Genomic DNA, 21,430 nt, shown 5'->3' on the forward strand with positions numbered 1-21,430 from the left:
GTGCCTCCCCGGTTCGTTTGCGGGATGTGAGCGACAACAATCAGGAACGGCAGGGGACCGCGCGAGAGCGGCTCCAGAGGGAACGCGAGCGGGAGAAGGCCCGTGAGAAGCGGCGGCGGACGCTGATCGTCTCCGCGGCGGTGGTGGCCGTTCTCGGTCTGGCCGCCGTCGTCGGAGTGATCGCGGCGACCGCCGGATCGGACAAGGACGGCGGCTCCTCCTCCGGCCCGCTGCTGGCGCCCTCGGGCGTGGAGGGCGAGGAGCAGCTGGCCATCCCCGTCGGCGCGAGCGACGCGCCGTCCACGCTCACGGTGTGGGAGGACTTCCGCTGCCCGGTCTGCGCGCAGTTCGAGAACGTCTTCCGCGAGTCCGTCCACGAGCTGACGAAGTCCGGTCAGCTGAAGGTCGAGTACAACCTCGCCACGATCATCGACGGCAATATGGGCGGCACCGGCTCGCTGCGCGCGGCCAACGCGGCGGCCTGCGCCCAGGACGCGGGCAAGTTCCCCGAGTACCACGACGTGCTCTTCCAGAACCAGCCGCAGGAGTCCGACGACGCCTTCGGGAAGAACAGCAGGCTGATCGAGCTGGCGGGGAAGGTCGACGGGCTGGACACGCCCGCGTTCCGCGCCTGTGTGCAGGACGGCGCGCACGACTCCTGGGTCGCGAAGTCGAACGCGGCCTTCGCCAAGGGCGGCTTCCGGGGCACGCCGACCGTGCTGCTGAACGGGGAGTCGATCTTCCCGGACAAGGCCGGTCTGCAGATCTCGGTGGCCAATCTGGAGAAGTGGGTCGCCGAGGCGAACAAGGGCAAGAAGCCGGGGACCCGGACGCCGGCCCCGCCCGCCTCCACCCCGCCCGCCTCCGCGCCCCCCGCCTCGGATCCGGCCGCCTCCGCACCGCCGCCGGGAGCGGCCGCGACGCCGTCCGCGCCCACCCCGTCGGCGACCCCGGCGGCCGCCACGGCTCCCTGACCGGGCCGGGCCGCACGGGTCCGGCGGTCCGCCGCCGGGCCCCCGCCGCGCGGCCCCGTTATCCATACGTTGCCCGGGCGGGTTGCCGGGTCCGCCGTGCGGCAGGGTAGCGTCGGTCCTGCCATGGAACTTGCCTACATTCCCAGCCCGTCGAGCGGCGCGATCCATCTTGGACCGCTTCCGCTGCGCGGCTATGCGCTCTGCATCATCGTCGGCGTCTTCGTAGCCGTCTGGTACGGCAACAAGCGGTGGATCGCCCGTGGCGGCAAGCCCGGCACGGTGGCCGACATCGCCGTCTGGGCGGTGCCCTTCGGCCTCGTCGGCGGCCGCCTCTACCACGTGATCACCGACTATCAGCTCTACTTCAGCGACGGTGAGAACTGGGTCGACGCCTTCAAGATCTGGGAGGGCGGGCTCGGCATCTGGGGCGCGATCTCCTTCGGCGCGGTCGGCGCCTGGATCGGCTGCCGCCGTCGCGGCATCCCGCTCCCGGCCTGGGCGGACGCCCTCGCCCCGGCCATCGCCTTCGCCCAGGCGATCGGCCGCTGGGGCAACTGGTTCAACCAGGAGCTGTACGGAAAGCCGACCGACCTGCCCTGGGCGCTGAAGATCAGCGAGGGACCGAACCGGGAGGCGGGGCTCTACCACCCCACCTTCCTGTACGAGTCGCTGTGGTGTGTGGGCGTCGCGCTGCTGGTCATCTGGGCCGACCGCCGCTTCCGGCTGGGCCACGGCCGGGCCTTCGCCCTGTACGTCGCCGGATACTGCGCGGGCCGCGGCTGGATCGAGTACATGCGGGTCGACGAGGCGCACGAGATCCTGGGCCTGCGGCTCAATGTGTGGACCTCGATCGTGGTCTTCGTCCTCGCCGTGGTCTACATCGTCGTCTCGGCGCGGCTGCGGCCGGGCCGCGAGGAGATCGTGGAACCCGAGCGGGCCGGTGTCGGCACCGGCGCCGGCGCCGAGGGCGGCGCGGACGCGGACGCCGAGGCGGAGGGCGGTTCGGCCAAGGGCTCAGGGTCGGGCTCGGGCTCTTCCGGGTCGGGCTCTTCCGGGTCGGGTTCGGCCGGGTCCGGGTCTTCCGGGTCCGGGTCCGAGTCCGGATCTGGGTCGTCCGGATCGGGTTCCGGGTCGGCGTCGGCCTCGGCCGAGAAGGGCTGACCGCGCCGGAGCGCGGGGCACTCGACTGACGACGAGGCCGCCGGGAGCACCCTCAGAGGGTGCTCCCGGCGGCCTCTCGCCGTTCCCCCTGCCGCCTCTCCCTGCGGACCCTTCCGTATCGGCCGGATTTACCCGTCGGAAACAGACCTTCGGCAGAATCCGGCGATATGAAGATCGAACAGGTGGACTGGGCACATCCGGACGCGGTCGCGCTGCGCGCCCGGCAGCGGGCCGAGATCGCGGAGAGATACGGCACCACGGACAGCGAGCCCGGGCCGGCCCCGTCGGCGGCGGACATGGCGGTGTTCCTCGTGGCGTACGACGAGGACGGCGCGGCCGCCGGGTGCGCCGGACTCCGCCGGCTGGGGGAGCGGACCGGCGAGGTCAAGCGCATGTACGTCGCCCCGCCCCGGCGCGGCTCGGGCATGGCGTCGCGGATTCTGCGCGAGCTTGAGGAGTGGGCCGCCGGACAGGGCTGGACCGCCCTGCGGCTGGAGACCGGGGACGCCCAGCCCGACGCCGTCCGCTTCTACACCCGCTCCGGGTACGAGCGGATCCCGAACTTCGGCGCGTACGCCGGGGTGAGCGGCTCCCGGTGTTTCGAGCGGCGGCTGGGGGACGGGGTGGGCGCGCCCCGGTCCTGAGCGCGCCCCCGCCGGGCCGGCGCGGCCGGTGTCGTGGGTGCGGTCGGTGCGGTCGGTGCGGTTGGTGCGGTTGGTGCGGCGGGTGCGGCCGGTGGTCTAGGGGGAGGGGTCCTCCCGGTGGGCGAGGGCGAGGGTGCGCCGTGCGGCCGCCACGATCGCCGCGTCCACGAAACGGCCGTCCGGCAGAGCGAGGGCGCCCTCGCCCGCCGAGGCCGCCCCGACGATCTGCTCCGCCGCCTCGATCTCCCCCGGCGTGGGCCGGAAGGCCCGCTCGATGACCGGGAGCTGCCGGGGATGGATGGCGGCCCGGCCCAGGAAGCCCTGCGCACGGCCGTGGGCGCAGGACGCGTAGAGGGCGTCCAGGTCCCGGATGTCGGGGAACACGGACTGCGGCGGCGGGGGGAGACCGGCCGCGCGGGCGGCGACGACGATCCGCATCCGCGGCCAGTCCAGCGAGGAGCCGTCCCGTACGCCCAGGTCGGCGCGGAGGTCGGCCTCGCCGATCGAGACGCCGCGGACGGCGGGGTGCGCGGTGGCGATGGCGTACGCGTGCTCGATCGCGAGCGCGGACTCCAGCAGCGGATGGAGCGGAACGCCGGGGGCCAGTTCCGCGATCCGGCGAATGTCAGTGGCGTGTGCGACCTTGGGAACACGGAAGGCGCCGAGGCCGGGAAGTCCGGTCAGCGTCTCGATGTCCTCGGGGGAGTTGATGCGGACATGGACGGGCAGTGGCTGATGGGCCGTGAGGAGTTCCGCCGTCGCGGCGAGGGCGTATTTCCTGCGGTCGGGGGAGACCGCGTCCTCCAGATCGACGATCACCACATCGGCGCGGGAGGCGATCGCCTTGCGCACCACCTCCGGCCGGTCGCCGGGGGCGTAGAGATAGGTGAGGGGGGTGGTCACACCGCCCCCCGGGCCCGCAGACCGGCGATGTCGTCCCCGGTCAGGCCGAGTTCGCCGAGGACCTCGTCGGTGTCGGCCCCGTGCGGCCGCCCGGCCCAGCGGATCGCTCCTGGGGTCTCGGAGAGCCGGAAGAGGACGTTCTGCATACGGAGGGGCCCGAGTTCGGGATCGGGCACCTCGGTGACGGTGTCCAGCGCCTGGTACTGCGGATCGTCCATCACATCGCGGATGTCGTAGACGGGGGCGATCGCCGCCTCGGCCTTCTCGAAGGCCGCCACCGCGTCCGCCCGGGTGCGGCGGGCGATCCAGCCGCCGACCGCCGCGTCCAGCTCCTCGGTGTGCTCCGCCCGCCCGGTCCCGGTGGCGAACCAGGGCTCCTCGGTCAGCTCGGGCCGGCCGACCAGGTGCATCACGCGTTCGGCGATCGACAGGGCCGAGGTGGAGACGGCGACCCAGTGTCCGTCGGCGGTGCGGTAGGTGTTGCGCGGCGCGTTGTTGCGGGTGCGGTTGCCGGTGCGTTCCTGGACATGGCCGAGCTGGTCGTACCAGAGCGGCTGGGGGCCGAGCACGGTGAGGATCGGTTCGATGATCGCCAGGTCCACCACCTGGCCGCGCCCGGTGGCGGTGCGGGCGGTGAGGGCGGTGAGCACGGCGTAGGAGGTGGCGAGGGCGGCGATCGAGTCGGCGAGTCCGAAGGGAGGGAGGGTCGGCGGGGCGTCGGGCTCGCCGGTCATGGCGGCGAAGCCGCTCATGGCCTCGGCGAGGGTGCCGAAGCCGGGACGGTGGGAGTAGGGGCCGAACTGCCCGAAGCCGGTGACCCGGGTCAGCACCAGCCGGGGGGCGACGGCGCTCAGCTCCTCCCAGCCCAGCCCCCACTTCTCCAGAGTGCCCGGACGGAAGTTCTCGATGATCACATCGGAGGTGGCGGCCAGCCGCAGCAGGGTGTCCCGGCCGCCGGGGGAGGAGAGATCGAGGGTGATGGTCCGTTTGTTGCGGCCGAGCAGTTTCCACCAGAGGCCGACGCCGTTCTTGGCGGGCCCGTGCCCCCGGGACGGATCGGGACGGCGGGGGTGTTCGACCTTGATGACCTCGGCGCCGAAGTCGCCGAGCATGGTGGCGGCGAGCGGCCCCGCGAAGAGGGTCGCCAGATCCAGGACGCGCAGCCCCCGAAGGGGCGCGGGAGCGGTGGGGGCGGTCTGTGTCATGAGGCGGTGTCGATCTCCTGGCGGTACGGCATGGAGGTGGACGCGCCCGGGCGCTGGACGCACAGGGCGGCGGCCGCGGTGGCCCAGCGCAGGGCCCGTTCGACGGGCTTCCCCTCGCCGAGGGCGACGGCCAGGGCCCCGACGAAGGTGTCGCCGGCCCCCGTGGTGTCCACGGCGGTGACCTCGGGCGCGGGGACGGTGAGCGGTTCGGCGCCCCGGGCCGCGTACAGACAGCCCGCCCGGCCCAGGGTGATCACCACCTCCGGGACCCGGCGGAGCAGCGCCTCGGCGGCCGCGCGCGGGTCGGCGAAGCCGGTCAGGGCGGAGGCCTCGTGCTCATTGGGCGCGAGCAGGTCCACGGCGGCGAGCAGTTCGGCAGGGAGCGGCTGGACGGGCGCGGGGGTGAGCACGGTCCGCACCCCGTGGCGGCGGGCGGCGAGCGCGCCGTCGAGCGCGGCGGAGAGGGGGAGTTCCAGTTGGAGCAGGAGGGTGGCGGCGGTGGCGATGAGGGCCTCGTCCCCGGGGGCGAGACAGGTGACGGTCCCGTTCGCGCCGGGGACGACGACGATCGCGTTGCCCCCGTCGTCGTCCACGACGATGTGCGCGGTGCCCGAGGGCCCCCGCGCGGTCCGCAGCAGATCGGTGTCGACGCCCGAGGCGACCAGGGTCTGCCGCAGCAGCGCGCCGAAGTCGTCCGAGCCGACCGCGCCGATCATCGAGACGTCCCCGCCGGCGCGGGAGGCGGCGAGGGCCTGGTTGGCCCCCTTGCCGCCGGGCACGGTGCGGAACTCCCGTCCGGTGACGGTCTCGCCGCGCCCCGGCGCGGCGGCCACCCGGGTCACGAGGTCCATATTGGTGCTGCCGAGCACCACGACGGCGGTCATGGGCGGAGTGCCTCCTGATGGGTGAGCCGGGCGAGCGCGTCGAAGCCGATGCCGTCGAATCCGCCGACGGAGGTGGCGAGCCGATTGCGCAGCGGTTCGGTCCAGCGCCGGGGGAGGGCGTCGGGCCGGCCGGCGAGCAGGCCCGCGAGCGATCCGGCGGTGGCCCCGTTGGAGTCGGTGTCCCAGCCCCCGGAGACCGCACGGCAGATGGAGCCGGTGAAATCGCCGTCGGCGTGGGTCAGCGCGGCGGCGAGCAGGGCGGCGTTGGGGACGGCGTGGACCCAGTGGCAGTCGCCGTAGACGGAGTGGAGCCGGTCCACGACGGCGTCGAACCGGTCCTCGGCGCGGGCCTCCTCGATGCCGAGGCGGACGGCCCGGGCGAGCCGGGAGCGCGGGGGCACCACGGCGAGCCCGGCGGCGAGCGCGCCGTGCACATCGACGCCGCCGCCGGCCGCCGAGGCGATGGCGGCCGCGACGAACATCGCGCTGTGCACACCGTTCGCGGTGTGGGTGAGCGTGGCGTCCCGATGGGCCTGCTCGGCGGCCGCGCCCGGGTCGCCGGGGCAGGTCCAGCCGTGGACGTCGGCGCGGATGGCCGCCCCGATCCACTCCCGGAAGGGGTTGCGGCGGAGCGCGGTGAGCGGGGGTTCGATCCCGGAGAGGAGATTGCGGTAGGCGACGCGTTCGGCGGTGAAGGCGCGTCCGGCCGGGAGTTCGTCCAGCCACAGCCGCGCCACGTCGGCGGTGCGGAAGCCGCGTCCGTACCGCTGGAGCAGAAGGAGGTTGAGCAGGGGGTAGTCGAGGTCGTCGTCCTCCGGCATGCCGTCGATGTTCTCGGCGAGCGAGGTGGGCGCGGAGCGCCGGTTCCAGGGGTGCGCGCGGGCCAGTTCGGCGGGGAGCCCCTCGGCGGTGAACCAGGTGCGCAGCGGCCAGTTCCCGGTGGCTCGGGCGAGCGCGCGGATGCCGTGCAGCGGAAGCTTCTCCACCGGTTTGCCCAGCAGACAGCCCGCCGCCCGCCCGAGCCACGCGGCGTGCAGCGCCTCGACGGTGAGCCCCGCCCCGGCCGGGGAGATCCCGGCCCGGTCCGCTGCCGGGACCCCGGCCGCCGACACCACGGGGGGTGGCACCACGAGGTGTGACACCACGACGGCGTGGGCGCTCGACCGGTTCGGGGGAGGGGGTGGCTGAGCTGGAGCTGGAGCTGGAGCGGGGGTGGGCGCCGGGGCCGGGGCCGGGGGTCGGGAGGCGGTGCGGTGGTCCGTCCCGGAGGCGGGCGCGGTCGGCGTGACGGGTGAGGCGGGCGTGACGGAGGAGGCGAGCGCCGCTCTCGTGCTCACCGCCGGCTCCTGAGCGATCGCCGGGTCCGGCTCCTGAGCGGCGGGCGGGGCCGGCTCCCGAGTGATGGCCGGGTCCGGGGCGCGGTGCGCCGGGCGGGCGGGCGGGGCGGGCCAGTCCGGGCAGGCGGCGCGGATGGCGGGGAGATCGGTGGGCTCCAGCGCGGCCAGCGGGGCCGGCAGAGCGGCGAGTTCGTCCAGAAGCCGGTCGGCCAGGGCCCGCAGGGCGGGCGCGGCGGGCGCCGGGGAGGCGCCCGCCGCCGGGGGCGCGCACGGGCCGCCCGCCGCCCGCCACACGGCGGCGATCCCCGCCGCGTCCCGGCCGTCCTCCGCAGCCTGCCGCAGCTCGTGCCCGACGAGGTCCTCCGGCTGCACCCAGGTCAGCCGCAGCGCCCCGGTCACCGGGCGTCGTCCTCGTCGTCCGCCGTCAGCCCGGCGAACGCGGCCTCGTGGGCGCGCCGCCGCTCCCCGTCGCGGGCGAACACCTCCCGGGCCACCGAGGCCAGCTCCACCGCCGGGGCGCGCAGATCGAGACGGCTCGCCCCGGAGACCCGCTTCGCCCACTCCCGGGGCACCGCCTCCTCCCCCCGCAGCGCCCCGGCGACCGCCCCGGCCATCGTGGCGATGGAGTCGCAGTCCCGGCCGTAGTTCACCGCGCCCAGCACGGTCCGCCGGTAGTCGCCGTCGCCGGCCAGCAGCATGCCCAGGGCGATGGGCAGCTCCTCCACGGAGTGCACCCGGGAGGGCCGGCGGGCCGCCAGCGAGGGGGCGCGGTAGTCCGGCCCGACCGTGTCGAAGGGAGCGACCGCCGTGCGCAGCGCGCCGATCGCCGCCTCGGGGTCCGTGTGCCGCGCCGCCTCCAGCGCCACCGCCTCGATCGCCGCCCGGGTGCCGTCCTTCGCCAGGCCGAGGACGGTGTCGACGACCGAGGAGGGCGTCGCCCCCGGCAGACACGCCGCCGCGACCGCCGCCGCCAGCACCCCCGCCGCCTCGCGCCCGTACGAGGACTGATGGGCGCCCGCGATGTCCAGCGCCTCGGCGTAGGCGGCCTCCGGATTGGCCGCGTTGACCAGTCCCACCGGGGCCATGTACATCGCCGCGCCGCAGTTCACGATGTTCCCGGAGCCGGCCTCGCGTGGATCGTGGTGGCCGTAGTGGAGCCGTGCCACCAGCCACTTCTCGGCGAGGAAGATCCGCTGGAGCGGGAGCGCCTCGGCCTCCAGCTCCGGGATCCAGCGGGGGGTGGAGATCAGGTCCGGCACCAGGTGGTCCGCGATGTCATGGGCGTCGAGATGGTCGCGGACCCTGACGTACACCCTGATCAGGGCATGGGTCATCAGGGTGTCGTCGGTGACGTGCCCGTCGCCCTTGTGGTACGGGGCGATCGGGCGGGCGGTGCGCCAGTCGTCGCCGTGCCAGGGGCCGACGACGCCGCGGACCGGGCCGCCGTGGCGTTCGGCGATCTGCTCGGGCGTATAGCCCTCCACCGGACCGCCGAGCGCGTCGCCGACGGCCGCGCCGATCAGACTGCCGGCGATCCGGTCATCGAGTGCCGGATGTGCGGGAGATGTCTGGGTCATGTCGGAATTGTCCACCCGGGGCGCTCAGTTCCGTGTCTGCGAGCATCCCGGCGAGTTCCACCAGATCCGTCCCGGCGAGCCGGGGCAGCGCGCACCCCGCCAGGGTGCGGCAGGCGTCCCGCCAGCCGGCCGGGATCGCGTCCCCGCCGCCGAGCGCGCCGGTCAGCGCCCCGGCGAGCGCCGGGGCCGAGTCCGCGACCCGGGAGAGACAGGCCGCGGTGGGCACCGCCTCCGCCACCCGGCCCCGGGCGGCCGTGGCGATGGCGAGCGCGACCGGCACGGTCTCGGCCGCCGCGATCCCGTAGCTGTAGACGTGGTCCACGATCTGATGCTCCAGCAGGGGTACGAGATCGAACGCGGCGTCGGCGTCCCGGGCGAGCCCCACCGCGTGCCGGGCGTTGCGCCCGATCTCCGTGGCCTCGGGCAGCTGGGCGAGGGCGGCGTCCACGGCGTCGTCGACGGCCGCGCCGCCGAGGGCCGCGGCGACGGCCGCCGCCATGGCCCGCGCGCCGTGCACCCCGTCGCCGTCCTGGGTGTAGCGCGCGTCGAACTCGGCGAGCGCGGCCGCCGACGCCGGATCGCCCGCGTGGACGACGGCGAGGACGGCGGCCCGGACACAGGCCGCGTCGTCGAAGTAGTGCGGGTTGTCATGACCGGTGGCGGGCGGGCGCAGCCCGGTGGCGAGATTGCCCAGTCCGGCGCGTACGGAGATCCGGGCGCGGAGCGGGAGTACGGCGGACTCCACCTCGGGGGCCCGGGCCGCGGCCGCGGCGACCTCGCCCGCCAGGGAGTTCCAGGCGAGGTCGACGGCGGCGCGCATCCGGCGGCCGGGGGTGAGCCCGGCGAAGAGCCGCCCGGCGGCGAGGACGGTCTCGGCGGTGAAGGCGGCCCACTCGGCGTCGTCGGAGGGGCCGAGCCGCAGCGGCTCGGGGGGCTGGTTGAGGGCGATGGGGACGGGGAGGGTGGTGGTGGCGTTCTGCTCCGCGAAGGTGTCGAGTTCCCGGGTGAGTCTGCGGGTCCACTCCGGCATCCGCGCCGCCCGGTGCCGCGCGGCGGGCCACCCGGCGGCGTCCCCCGCCGCGAGGCCCAGCAGCAGCCCCTCGACGGGCCGTGCCCGTCCGCTTCCCGTCCGCCGGGCGCGGCGGAACACGAGGCGCTCCCGCCCGGGCCGGCCGGCCGCCCCGGCGGCCTCGCTTCCGCTTCCGCTCGCGTCGGACGGGCCGGGGGCGTCCGACGCGCTCGGGGGAGCCGCGGAATCCGGGGGCTCCGGGGGCTCCGGGACGGCCGGGTCGGTGGCGGTGCTGGTCATGACGCCGCCCGGGGCTGGTCCTCGTCGGGCGTCAGCAGATCGGCGACGTCCAGGATGTGATGACCGCTCATGGAGGGGAGGCAGCTCCCGCGCACCGGGCCGATCGCCGACGACCACTCCGGCGGAATGGCCCGTACCCCGGACACCGCGCCCGCCAGCGCTCCGGCGACCGCCGCCGTGGTGTCGGCGTCGCGGCCCATGTTGACCGCGGTGAGCACCGACGTACGGAAGTCGCCGCGGGCGGCGGTGAACGCGCCGAAGGCCAGGCCCACCGCCTCCGGGGCCAGATCCGTCCAGGGGTAGCCGCCGATCACCACCGAGGAGCGGACCGCCCGCTCCATGGTGAGCGTGTCGGCGTAGTCGCGCTGCGCGGTCACCACCCCCCGACGCAGCGAGCGGGCCGTCCACGAGTCCATCGGGATCACCGAGAGCGCCGCGCCGATCACCCCGGCCGGGCCCGCGCCCGCCATCGCGGCGGCCACCCCGGCGGCGACCGCCTGTCCGCCGTAGATGCCCTCGCCGTCGTGGCTGACCGTCCCGTCGATCGCCACCAGCCGGGCCGCCTCCAGGGGCCGCCCGGCCGCGAACACGCCGAACGGGGCCGCGCGCATCGCCAGACCGTCGCTCCAGGCGTGCCGGTGCTGGGCCGAGATGGGGGCGGCGAGTCCGCGCCGCAGATTCTCCAGGGTGCCGCGCTCGCTGAACCCGGCGCCCCGGAACGGCCCCTCGTCCAGATCGGCGATCCAGTGGTGCCAGGCCGTCTCCACATGGGCGACGGTCAGCGCCGAGCCGTGGCGGGCGAGCAGCAGCCCGGAGAAGATCGCGTACTCGGTGTCGTCCGTGCCCGCCGGGTCGTCGTTCACGAAGCCCTCGATCCGCCCCCACCGGCGGCGGATCTCGGACGGCCGCAGATTCTCCGCGGGGGCGCCGAGCGCGTCGCCCACCGCCAGGCCCAGCAGTGCTCCGTACGCGCGCTCCCGCGCGGAGGGCGGGGCGGGGGCGGCGGTCGGGGCGGGGTCCGGCGCGGGGCCGGTCGTCGGGAGGGCGGGGCCGGGCCCGGGCGGATCGGGCGGACTGACTGCGGCCAACTCCATGGGACGGGCCCCTTTCGCGCGCGAGCCTGGTTGCTGAATCTGTGCCCCGGGTCGTCGTCCGCGAGTCGAAGAAACCTTTCTGTCACCCCCTCGACGCGAGGTAAGTATGGCCTGGCTTGCTGGCGCGCCCCTTACTTCGTGCGTACTTTCGATGATGTTCGAACGGTGCGGAACGATCAGTTCCGCATCTGGGGAAGGGGAGAGCTGTGTCCATCATCGAGACCGAGGCGCCACTGCACGAGGCGCACCGCGACAACCACACCCACCGTGACGTCAACGGCGGCTGGCTGCGTCCCGCGGTCTTCGGGGCGATGGACGGACTGGTCTCCAACCTCGCGCTGATGACGGGTGTGGCGGGCGGCGCGGCCTCCCAGCAGACCATGGTGATCACGGGTCTCGCGGGTCTGGCGGCGGGCGCGTTCTCGATGGCGGCGGGGGAGTACACCTCCGTCGCCTCCCAGCGGGAGCTGATCCAGGCGGAACTGGAGGTCGAGCGGCGCGAGTTGCGCAAGCACCCGGTCGACGAGATGGAGGAGCTGGCGGCGCTGTACGCGGCGCGCGGGGTGGAGCCCGCGCTCGCCCGCGAGGTGGCGATGCAGCTCTCCAGGGATCCGGAGCAGGCGCTGGAGATCCACGCCCGGGAGGAGCTGGGCATCGATCCGGACGATCTGCCCTCGCCGACCGTGGCCGCCGTCTCCTCCTTCGCCTCCTTCGCTGCGGGCGCGCTCCTGCCGGTGCTGCCGTATCTGCTCGGCGCGACGACGCTGTGGCCCGCGGTGCTGCTGGCGCTGGCGGGGCTCTTCGGCTGCGGCGCGCTGGTGGCCCGGGTGACGGCGCGCGGCTGGTGGTACAGCGGTGCGCGCCAGCTGCTGCTGGGCGGTGCGGCGGCGGCGGTGACCTACGGCCTGGGCATGGCCTTCGGCGCGGCCCTCTGACCTGTGGGCCCGCGGGGCCCGTACGGACCCTGTGGGCCCGTGGTCGTGCAGGGCCCTGCGAAGGGCCCGGGCGGGGCCCTGCCCGCGCCGGCCGCCCTCTGCCCGGGCCCTGCCCGCGCCCCGGCCGCCCCCTGCCCGAGCCCCGGCCGCCCCCCGGCGCACCGCCCCCCGCCCCCGGGGCGCGACCTCCTCGGCCCAGTGCGCGCGAGCCGTGAGCCCCGCCCCCTCGGGGCGAGGACCGGCCGGGGCGAGCCGTCCCGGGTTTTGGGCGGGCCCGGGCCGGGTAAAGCCCCGAACCCCGCCCCTCGCCACTCCGGAGGAAGGGATTCCCCTCCCGTGCCCCGCGCGTTATGCGGAGCGCGGAGCCGAAGCCCCCGCCCCTGGGGCGGCCCCGTCGCCTCTGGGGTGAGACACTATGCAAGGCACCGCAAAAGTAGCCGTAACTCGTCGGTTTCACATCCTTCATCACCGGGCATGAGCCGAGGGCGCCGCGGGCAATGAAGCCTGCTTTGCGAAGGTCCTGCGGATACCGATCTGTCCGATTGCGACCCACCTGTACCGCTGAGCGCGGTGTCCGCATGCTGGAATGAGCTATCCGCTTTCCGAGAACCTCTCCATCATGTAACCTGCACGAAATTTCGCGGAGGGCCAACGTCGTCCCTCGGTACTGAACATGCCACGACGACGACGGGAGAGCCGATGCGTTCCGACGCCTGGTCGCCCATGGACGGTCGCCCCGCTCCTCAGGGGATGTACGACCCCCGTAACGAACACGACGCCTGCGGCGTCGGGTTTGTGGCCACCCTGACCGGTGTTGCCAGCCATGAGCTGGTGGAACAGGCGCTGACAGTACTGCGGAACCTCGAACACCGGGGTGCCACCGGTTCGGAGCCCGACTCGGGGGACGGCGCCGGAATCCTGTTCCAGGTGCCCGACGCGTTCCTGCGCGAGGTCAGCCCCTTCGAGCTGCCCGAGGCCGGCGCCTACGCGGTCGGCATCGCCTTCCTCCCCGAGGCCGGCACCGCGGACGCCGTCTCGCGCATCGAGACGATCGCCGCCGAGGAAGGGCTCACCGTCCTCGGCTGGCGCGAGGTCCCCGTCACCCCGGACCTCCTCGGCAACGGCGCCCGCGCGACCATGCCTGTTTTCCGCCAGATCTTCGTCGCCGACGGTGCCGAGACCGAAGGCGACACCGGCACCACGGGCGACACCGGCACCGGCAGCACCACCGCCACCGGCACCGCCGCCCGGGCCACCGGCATCGCGCTCGACCGCAAGGCCTTCGTCCTGCGCAAGCGCTCCGAGCGCGAGGCGGGCGTCTACTTCCCGTCGCTCTCCGCCCGCACCATCGTCTACAAGGGCATGCTCACCACCGGCCAGCTGGAGCCGTTCTTCCCGGACCTCTCCGACCGCCGGCTCGCCTCCGCCGTGGCCCTCGTCCACTCGCGGTTCTCCACCAACACCTTCCCGAGCTGGCCGCTGGCCCACCCGTACCGCTTCGTCGCCCACAACGGCGAGATCAACACGGTCAAGGGCAACCGCAACTGGATGCGCGCCCGCGAGTCCCAGCTCGCCTCCGGCCTCTTCGGCAGCGCCGAGCTGGACCGGATCTTCCCGGTCTGCACCCCGGACGCCTCCGACTCCGCCTCCTTCGACGAGGTCCTGGAGCTGCTCCACCTCGGCGGCCGCTCGCTGCCCCACGCCGTGCTGATGATGGTCCCCGAGGCGTGGGAGAACCACGACTCCATGGACCCCGCCCGGCGCGCCTTCTACCAGTACCACTCCACGATGATGGAGCCCTGGGACGGCCCCGCCTGCGTCACCTTCACCGACGGCGTCCAGGTCGGCGCGGTCCTGGACCGCAACGGTCTGCGCCCCGGCCGCTACTGGGTCACCGACGACGGCCTCGTCGTGCTCTCCTCCGAGGTCGGCGTCCTCGACATCGACCCCGCCAAGGTCGTCCGCAAGGGCCGCCTCCAGCCCGGCCGGATGTTCCTCGTGGACACCGCCGAGCACCGCATCATCGAGGACGACGAGATCAAGGCCGGTCTGGCCGCCGAGCACCCCTACGAGGAGTGGCTCGACGCCGGGACCATCGAGCTGGAGGACCTGCCCGAGCGGGAGCACATCGTGCACACCCACGCCTCGGTCACCCGCCGCCAGCAGACCTTCGGTTACACGGAGGAGGAGCTCCGCATCATCCTCGCGCCGATGGCGAGGACCGGTGGCGAGCCCCTCGGCTCCATGGGAACCGACTCCCCGATCGCGGCCATCTCCCAGCGGCCCCGGCTGCTCTTCGACTACTTCACCCAGCTCTTCGCCCAGGTCACCAACCCCCCGCTGGACGCCATCCGCGAGGAACTGGTCACCTCCCTGCTCTCCACGCTCGGCCCGGCCGGCAATCTGCTGGAGCCCAACGCAGCCTCCTGTCGCAGCGTCACCCTCCCCTTCCCGGTCATCGACAACGACGAGCTGGCCAAGCTCGTCCACATCAACGCCGACGGCGACATGCCCGGGATGAAGGCCGCCACCCTCTCCGGCCTCTACCGGGTCGGCGGCGGCGGCGACGCGCTCGCCGCCCGGATCGACGCCATCTGCGCCGAGGCCGACGCGGCCATCGCCGAGGGCATCCGGCTGATCGTCCTCTCCGACCGGCACTCCGACGCCGAGCACGCGCCGATCCCCTCCCTGCTGCTCACCTCCGCCGTCCACCACCACCTCATCCGCACCAAGCAGCGCACCCAGGTGGGCCTGCTGGTCGAGGCCGGCGATGTGCGCGAGGTCCACCATGTGGCGCTGCTGATCGGCTACGGCGCCGCCGCCGTCAACCCGTACCTGGCCATGGAGTCCGTCGAGGACCTGGTCCGGGCCGGCACCTTCATCGACGGCATCGAGCCCGAGCGGGCCATCCGCAATCTGATCTACGCCCTGGGCAAGGGCGTGCTGAAGGTCATGTCCAAGATGGGCATCTCCACCGTCGCCTCCTACCGGGGCGCGCAGGTCTTCGAGGCCATCGGCCTGGACGGGGCCTTCGTGGAGCGGTACTTCAACGGCACCGCCAGCAAGATCGGCGGCGCGGGCCTCTCCGTCGTCGCCGACGAGGTCGCCGCCCGCCACGCCAAGGCGTACCCCGTCTCCGGCATCGCCCCGGCCCACCGCGCGCTGGAGATCGGCGGCGAGTACCAGTGGCGCCGCGAGGGCGAGCCGCACCTGTTCGACCCGGAGACGGTCTTCCGCCTCCAGCACTCCACCCGCAACCGCCGCTACGACATCTTCAAGCAGTACACGGACCGGGTGAACGAGCAGTCCGAGCGGCTGATGACCCTGCGCGGGCTCTTCGGCTTCAAGTCCGGCCGGGAAGCGATCCCGATCGACGAGGTCGAGCCGGTCTCCGAGATCGTCAAGCGGTTCTCGACCGGCGCGATGTCGTACGGATCCATCTCCCGCGAGGCCCACGAGACCCTCGCCATCGCGATGAACGAGCTGGGCGGCAAGTCCAACACCGGCGAGGGCGGCGAGGACCCGGAGCGGCTCTACGACCCCGCCCGCCGCTCCAGCATCAAGCAGGTCGCCTCCGGCCGCTTCGGCGTCACCAGCGAGTACCTGGTCAACGCCGACGACATCCAGATCAAGATGGCCCAGGGCGCCAAGCCCGGCGAGGGCGGCCAGCTGCCCGGCCACAAGGTCTACCCGTGGGTCGCCAAGACCCGGCACTCCACCCCCGGCGTCGGGCTCATATCCCCGCCGCCGCACCACGACATCTACTCCATCGAGGATCTCGCCCAGCTGATCCACGACCTCAAGAACGCCAACCCGCGGGCCCGGATCCACGTCAAGCTGGTCTCCGAGGTCGGCGTCGGCACCGTCGCCGCCGGCGTCTCCAAGGCCCACGCCGACGTGGTGCTGATCTCCGGACACGACGGCGGTACGGGAGCCTCCCCGCTCACCAGCCTCAAGCACGCGGGCGGCCCCTGGGAGCTGGGCCTCGCCGAGACCCAGCAGACCCTGCTGCTCAACGGATTGCGCGACCGGATCGTCGTCCAGACCGACGGCCAGCTCAAGACCGGCCGGGACGTCGTCATCGCCGCCCTGCTGGGCGCCGAGGAGTTCGGCTTCGCCACCGCGCCGCTGGTCGTCTCCGGCTGCGTCATGATGCGCGTCTGCCACCTCGACACCTGCCCGGTCGGCATCGCCACCCAGAACCCGGTGCTCCGCGACCGCTTCTCCGGCAAGGCCGAGTACGTCGTCAACTACTTCCGCTTCATCGCCGAAGAGGTCCGCGAACTCCTCGCCGAGCTGGGCTTCCGCACCATCGAGGAGGCCGTCGGCCACGCCGAACTCCTCGACACCGAGCGCGCGGTCGACCACTTCAAGGCCCAGGGCCTGGACCTCGCCCCGCTCTTCCACGTACCCGAGCTGCCCGAGGGCGCGGTGCGCTACGCCCTGATCGAGCAGGACCACGGACTGGCCAAGGCGCTCGACAACCAGCTGATCAAGCTGGCCGTCGACGCGCTGAGCGCCGACTCCGCCGAGAGCGCCCAGCCGGTCCGCGCCCAGGTCCCGATCCGGAACATCAACCGGACCGTCGGCACCATGCTGGGCCACGAGGTGACCCGCAGGTTCGGCGGCGCGGGACTGCCCGACGACACCATCGACATCACCTTCACCGGCTCGGCCGGCCAGTCCTTCGGCGCCTTCCTCCCGCGCGGAGTCACCCTCCGCCTGGAGGGCGACGCCAACGACTACGTCGGCAAGGGCCTCTCCGGCGGCCGGGTGATCGTCCGCCCCGACCGGAGCGCCGACCACCTCGCCGAGTACTCCACCATCGCGGGCAACACCATCGGGTACGGAGCCACCGGCGGCGAACTCTTCCTGCGCGGCCGCACCGGCGAACGGTTCTGCGTCCGCAACTCCGGCGCCACCGTGGTCTCCGAGGGTGTGGGCGACCACGGCTGCGAGTACATGACCGGCGGTTACGCGGTGGTCCTCGGCGAGACCGGACGCAACTTCGCGGCCGGGATGTCGGGCGGCGTCGCGTACGTCATCGACCTCGACCGGGACAACGTCAACTCCGGCAACCTGGGCGCGGTCGAGACCCTCACCGACTCCGACAGGCAGTGGCTGCACGATGTCGTGCGCCGCCACCAGGAGGAGACGGGCTCCACCGTCGCCCGGACGCTGCTCGCCGACTGGCCCGCCGCCGCCGAGCGCTTCAGCAAGATCATCCCGACCACGTACAAGGCAGTGCTCGCCGCCAAGGACGCCGCTGAGCTGGCCGGTCTCTCCGAGCAGGAGACCACCGAGAAGATGATGGAGGCGGCGATCAATGGCTGACCCCAAGGGCTTCCTGACCACCGGGCGCGAGACCGCGTGCACCCGCCCGGTGGGCGAGCGTCTCAAGGACTGGAACGAGGTCTACGTTCCCGGCTCCCTGCTGCCGATCATCAGCAAGCAGGCCGGCCGGTGCATGGACTGCGGCATCCCGTTCTGCCACAACGGCTGCCCGCTCGGGAATCTGATCCCCGAGTGGAACGACTACGCCTACCGCGAGGACTGGGCGGCCGCCTCCGAGCGGCTGCACGCCACCAACAACTTCCCCGAGTTCACCGGGCGGCTCTGCCCCGCGCCCTGCGAGTCGGCCTGTGTGCTGGGCATCAACCAGCCCGCCGTCACCATCAAGAACGTCGAAGTCTCCATCATCGACAAGGCCTGGGACTCCGGCGACGTCACCCCGCAGCCCCCGGAGCGGCTCTCCGGCAAGACCGTCGCCGTCATCGGCTCCGGCCCCGCCGGCCTCGCCGCCGCCCAGCAGCTGACCCGGGCCGGCCACACGGTCGCGGTGTACGAGCGCGCCGACCGCATCGGCGGACTGCTGCGCTACGGCATCCCCGAGTTCAAGATGGAGAAGGTCCACATCAACCGCCGCATCGAGCAGATGCGCGCGGAGGGCACCAAGTTCCGCACCGAGGTGGAGATCGGCCGCGACATCGACGCGGCCAAGCTGCGCCGCCGTTACGACGCGGTGGTCGTCGCGGCCGGCGCGACCGTCTCCCGCGATCTGCCCGTACCGGGCCGTGAGCTGAGCGGCATCCACTTCGCGATGGAGTATCTGCCGCTCGCCAACAAGGTGCAGGAGGGCGACTTCATCGCCCCGCCGATCACCGCCGAGGGCAAGCACGTCGTCGTCATCGGCGGCGGCGACACCGGCGCGGACTGCGTGGGCACCGCCCACCGCCAGGGCGCGGCCTCCGTCACCCAGCTGGAGATCATGCCCCGGCCGGGCGACGAGCGCGCCGCCGGCCAGCCCTGGCCGACCTTCCCCATGCTCTACAAGGTCACCTCGGCCCACGAGGAGGGCGGCGAGCGGGTCTACTCCGTCTCCACCACCCACTTCGAGGGCGACGACGAGGGCCGGGTGCAGGCCCTGCACCTGGTCGAGGTCGAGTTCGTCGACGGGAAGCTCACCCAGAAGCCGGGCACCGAGCGCAGCATCCCGGCGCAGCTGGTCACCCTCGCGATGGGCTTCACCGGCACCGACCGGGCCAACGGCCTGGTCGAGCAGTTCGGCCTGGAGCTGGACGAGCGCGGCAACATCGCCCGGGACAAGGAGTACGCGACCAACGTCGACGGCGTGTACGTCGCCGGGGACGCGGGCCGGGGCCAGTCCCTGATCGTCTGGGCCATCGCCGAGGGCCGCTCGGCCGCCCGCGGCGTGGACCGCTATCTGACCGGCGCGAGCGATCTGCCCGCACCGGTCCGCCCCACGGACCGGGCGCTCACCGTCTGACGTCCGAAGGGCCCACCATCGTCCCGTACAACGGCGTGCGGAACTGACAACGGCGCCTGCCCCGTCCCCGACCGGACATGGGCGGGCGCTGTTGCGCGTCCCCGGCCGGACCGCGGCTCTCGCGGTCCGGCCGCCGGCCGTCCGGGCCGCCCGGTCGTCGGGGTCGTCGGGGCCGTCGGGGCTGTCAGCCGGCCGGGGCCTCCGCCGAGGTCCGGTGCTCGGGGGCCCGCTCCTTCGAGGCTCGCTGCTCGGGGGCCTGATCCTTCGCGACCCGTTCCTCCGAGACCCGTTCCTCCGAGACCCGTTCCTCCGAGACCCGGTCCTTCGAGGTCCGGTCCTTCGAGGTCCGCCGCTCGGCCGGCGCGGGCTCCCCGGGCCCCGGGGCGGCCGGGGCGGCCGGGGCGGTGCCGGGGCGCAGCATCCACCGCACCAGCACCGCGGCGAGGACCAGGGCCGCCGCGATCGCGCCCACCAGCGTCTGCCAGGCCCCGGTGAACTCGCCCGCGATCTCCGCGCCCCGGCCCGTCACCACCCGGTCCGCCGCCGCCCGGTCGCCGAGGCCGGACTCCACCAACGTCATCAGCGCCGCGCCGAAGCCCGCCAGCACCAGCGTGCCCACGACGCTGCGGCCCGTGGAGAGCAGCCCGGACGCCATGCCCATCCGCTCGGCGGAGACCGAGCCGAGCGCCTGGGCGTCGAACTGCCCGAGCCCCAGCCCGTTGCCCGCCCCGATCAGCAGCAGCGGCGGGGCGAGCGCGGCGGCGCCGGCGTCCGGGGCCAGCACCAGCGCCAGCCAGAGATTGCCCGCCGCCGACAGCAGCAGCGCCGCCGTCGCGAGCCGTCGCGGGGGCAGCCCCCGGGCGACCAGCAGACCGCTGAAGGACGGCAGCGCGAAGACCGGCACGGTCATCAGCAGCATCAGCGTCCCGGCCCCGGCCGCCGTGAGACCGCCCGTGCCCTGGAGATACGTCGGCAGGAAGACCAGCACCCCGGTCGAGCCCAGCGTGACGGCCATCGCGGCGACCAGCCAGCCGGAGAACCTCCGGTCGCGGATCAGCGACAGATCCAGCACCGGGTTCGCCGCGCGCCGCTCCACGGCGACGAAGACCGCGAGCAGCGCGGCCCCCGCACCCAGCGGGCCCAGTACCGCGAGACTGACCCAGCCGGCCCGGGAGCCCTGGGTCAGGGCGAACATCAGCAGGGCCAGACCGGCGATGAAGGTGACCACCCCGGGGCGGTCCACCGTCGGCCGCTCGGCCGCCCGCGACTCCGGAATCAGCCGGGTGAGCAGCAGGATCAGCACTCCGGCGGCGCCGAAGAGCAGAAACGAGGACCGCCAGCCGAAGGCTCCGACCAGCGCGCCCGACAGCGTCGGCCCCAGCGCTATGCCCACGCCCGCCGTCGTCCCCACCGTCGCGAACACCCTCGGCCGCGCCGTCTCGTCGTACATCCCCGCGAGGATCGCCACCCCGCCCGCCATCACCGCCGCCGCGCCGACGCCCGCGACGGTCCTCGCGACGTCCAGTACGAGGATGCTCTGCCCGGCCGCGGCGGCCAGGGTCCCCGCCGCGTAGAGCGCGATCCCGATCGCGTACACCTTGCGCCGCCCGAACAGATCGCCCAGCGAGCCCGCGACCAGCATCACCGACGAGGCCGCCAGCACATAGCCGGTGACCACCCACTGGAGCGAGGCTCCCGAGGCGTCGAGATCCCGGCCGATCTCGGGCAGGGCGACGGAGGTTCCCGTCATCGCCATGGGCAGGACGAAGTAGCCGAGGAGGACGGTCAGCAGACCGAGGACGGAGCGGGACGGGCGTGGTGGGTTCATGGCCACACCCTCACGCCTCAACTTAAGTTGAGGTCAACCCTCTCCCCGTACTCGCTCGCGGAGGTCAATCCGGACAGCGGGTGTCTGGATGGGGTGATTGGCTTGGGGTATGACAACGACCTCGTGGGCCGACTTCCTGGCGGCCGAGCCCGAACTCGCCGCCACCGTCCGGGCCCGCTTCGAACGACACCGGCACCATGTGCTCGCCACCCTCCGCAAGGACGGCTCGCCCCGGGTCACCGGCCTTGAGGTGATCTTCCGCGACGGCGAGCTGTGGCTCGGGATGATGCCCGGCTCGGTCAAGGCCCTCGACCTCCGCCGCGACCCGCGCCTCGCCGTCCACGCCAACCCCGGGGCCGACGACTCCATGGACGGCGGCGATGTGAAGATCGCCGGCCGTGCGGCGGAGGTTCTGGACGCCGCCGAGATCGCCCGCTTCGGCGACGCCATCGGCCAGCCCCCGCCCTTCCACCTCTTCCGCGTCACCCTCACCGAAGTCGTCCGCACCTCCGTGCGGGGCGACCACCTCCTGATCCAATCCTGGCGCCCCGGCGCCCCCGCACAGACCCGCACCCGCGACTGATCCCCCACCACCCGCCCACCCCTCACACCGCCCGGGCCCGAGCGGATCGCGCTCAGGTGTGTCGTGGGGCTCCGCCCCGGGCCTCGCGCCTCGATCGCCGACCGGGCTGAGATGTGGAGCCCGCGCCCCGTATGCCGGCGGTCCGGGAGGACAAACCCAGCCCGTCCGGCGTTTGAGGACGGACCTGGGCCCCGAGGTGGGTGGGTGAG

The 21,430-nt window shown here is 73.8% G+C and carries 14 protein-coding genes and 1 pseudogene; 7 read left to right on the forward strand and 8 right to left on the reverse strand.

Annotated elements, in window-relative coordinates:
* Positions 1-26 precede the first annotated feature (26 nt).
* The 3 genes and pseudogenes from ACF089_RS15195 (at position 27) to ACF089_RS15205 (ending at position 2,779) form a co-directional block, all read left to right on the forward strand.
* On the forward strand, positions 27-974 hold the full coding sequence (locus ACF089_RS15195; protein ID WP_392026210.1) for a DsbA family protein: 948 nt from the start codon (positions 27-29) through the stop codon (positions 972-974).
* Positions 975-1,097: 123 nt separating this feature from the next.
* Positions 1,098-1,959: pseudogene (gene lgt / locus ACF089_RS15200) on the forward strand (prolipoprotein diacylglyceryl transferase); the annotation flags it as partial.
* 343 nt (positions 1,960-2,302) lie between these two features.
* The gene (locus tag ACF089_RS15205) at positions 2,303-2,779 is read left to right on the forward strand and encodes a GNAT family N-acetyltransferase (protein WP_392026212.1); all 477 of its coding nucleotides are present in this window, start codon (positions 2,303-2,305) and stop codon (positions 2,777-2,779) included.
* 96 nt (positions 2,780-2,875) lie between these two features.
* Here ACF089_RS15205 and ACF089_RS15210 read toward each other — a convergent pair whose 3' ends face one another.
* The 7 genes from ACF089_RS15210 to ACF089_RS15240 are packed head-to-tail and all read right to left on the reverse strand — an operon-like array spanning position 2,876 to position 11,088.
* Positions 2,876-3,682, reverse strand: coding sequence for an HpcH/HpaI aldolase/citrate lyase family protein (locus ACF089_RS15210; protein ID WP_392026214.1), 807 nt, complete (start codon positions 3,680-3,682; stop codon positions 2,876-2,878).
* Entirely contained in the window at positions 3,679-4,887 is a 1,209-nt protein-coding gene (locus ACF089_RS15215; RefSeq protein WP_392026216.1) for a CaiB/BaiF CoA transferase family protein, read from the reverse strand. The genes ACF089_RS15210 and ACF089_RS15215 overlap by 4 nt, the downstream gene beginning before the upstream one ends.
* On the reverse strand, positions 4,884-5,771 hold the full coding sequence (gene rbsK, locus ACF089_RS15220; RefSeq protein ID WP_392026218.1) for a ribokinase: 888 nt from the start codon (positions 5,769-5,771) through the stop codon (positions 4,884-4,886). The genes ACF089_RS15215 and rbsK overlap by 4 nt, the downstream gene beginning before the upstream one ends.
* Positions 5,768-7,507 (reverse strand): ADP-ribosylglycohydrolase family protein, encoded by a 1,740-nt coding sequence (locus ACF089_RS15225; RefSeq protein WP_392026220.1) that lies wholly within the window; start codon positions 7,505-7,507, stop codon positions 5,768-5,770. The genes rbsK and ACF089_RS15225 overlap by 4 nt, the downstream gene beginning before the upstream one ends.
* Complete coding sequence (locus ACF089_RS15230; protein ID WP_392026221.1) at positions 7,504-8,685, reverse strand: ADP-ribosylglycohydrolase family protein; 1,182 nt, start codon at positions 8,683-8,685, stop codon at positions 7,504-7,506. Before ACF089_RS15230 ends, ACF089_RS15225 begins: the two co-directional genes overlap by 4 nt.
* Positions 8,648-9,994 (reverse strand): ADP-ribosylglycohydrolase family protein, encoded by a 1,347-nt coding sequence (locus ACF089_RS15235; RefSeq protein WP_392026223.1) that lies wholly within the window; start codon positions 9,992-9,994, stop codon positions 8,648-8,650. Before ACF089_RS15235 ends, ACF089_RS15230 begins: the two co-directional genes overlap by 38 nt.
* Positions 9,991-11,088, reverse strand: a complete 1,098-nt coding sequence (locus ACF089_RS15240) for an ADP-ribosylglycohydrolase family protein (protein WP_392026225.1) — start codon at positions 11,086-11,088, stop codon at positions 9,991-9,993. Before ACF089_RS15240 ends, ACF089_RS15235 begins: the two co-directional genes overlap by 4 nt.
* Positions 11,089-11,294: 206 nt before the next feature.
* Between ACF089_RS15240 and ACF089_RS15245 the strand changes: the two genes are divergently transcribed.
* The 3 genes from ACF089_RS15245 to ACF089_RS15255 all read left to right on the forward strand — a co-directional run bounded on the left by ACF089_RS15245 (position 11,295) and on the right by ACF089_RS15255 (position 18,810).
* The gene (locus ACF089_RS15245) at positions 11,295-12,023 is read left to right on the forward strand and encodes a VIT1/CCC1 transporter family protein (RefSeq protein WP_392026226.1); all 729 of its coding nucleotides are present in this window, start codon (positions 11,295-11,297) and stop codon (positions 12,021-12,023) included.
* A 699-nt stretch (positions 12,024-12,722) separates the two neighbouring features.
* Positions 12,723-17,357, forward strand: coding sequence for a glutamate synthase large subunit (gene gltB / locus ACF089_RS15250; RefSeq protein WP_392026228.1), 4,635 nt, complete (start codon positions 12,723-12,725; stop codon positions 17,355-17,357).
* Positions 17,350-18,810: a glutamate synthase subunit beta gene (locus ACF089_RS15255; RefSeq protein ID WP_392026230.1), complete on the forward strand. Its 1,461-nt coding sequence runs from the start codon at positions 17,350-17,352 to the stop codon at positions 18,808-18,810. Before gltB ends, ACF089_RS15255 begins: the two co-directional genes overlap by 8 nt.
* Before the next feature lie 184 nt (positions 18,811-18,994).
* Here ACF089_RS15255 and ACF089_RS15260 read toward each other — a convergent pair whose 3' ends face one another.
* A complete protein-coding gene (locus ACF089_RS15260) occupies positions 18,995-20,638 on the reverse strand; it encodes an MFS transporter (protein WP_392026232.1) in 1,644 nt (547 codons plus the stop codon).
* Positions 20,639-20,747: 109 nt separating this feature from the next.
* Here ACF089_RS15260 and ACF089_RS15265 point away from each other — a divergent pair, with 109 nt between their 5' ends.
* Positions 20,748-21,221, forward strand: coding sequence for a pyridoxamine 5'-phosphate oxidase family protein (locus tag ACF089_RS15265; RefSeq protein WP_392026233.1), 474 nt, complete (start codon positions 20,748-20,750; stop codon positions 21,219-21,221).
* Positions 21,222-21,430: the final 209 nt, after the last annotated feature.

Source organism: Streptomyces sp. NPDC014894 (assembly GCF_043080985.1).
In the GTDB taxonomy this organism is placed as follows: domain Bacteria; phylum Actinomycetota; class Actinomycetes; order Streptomycetales; family Streptomycetaceae; genus Streptomyces.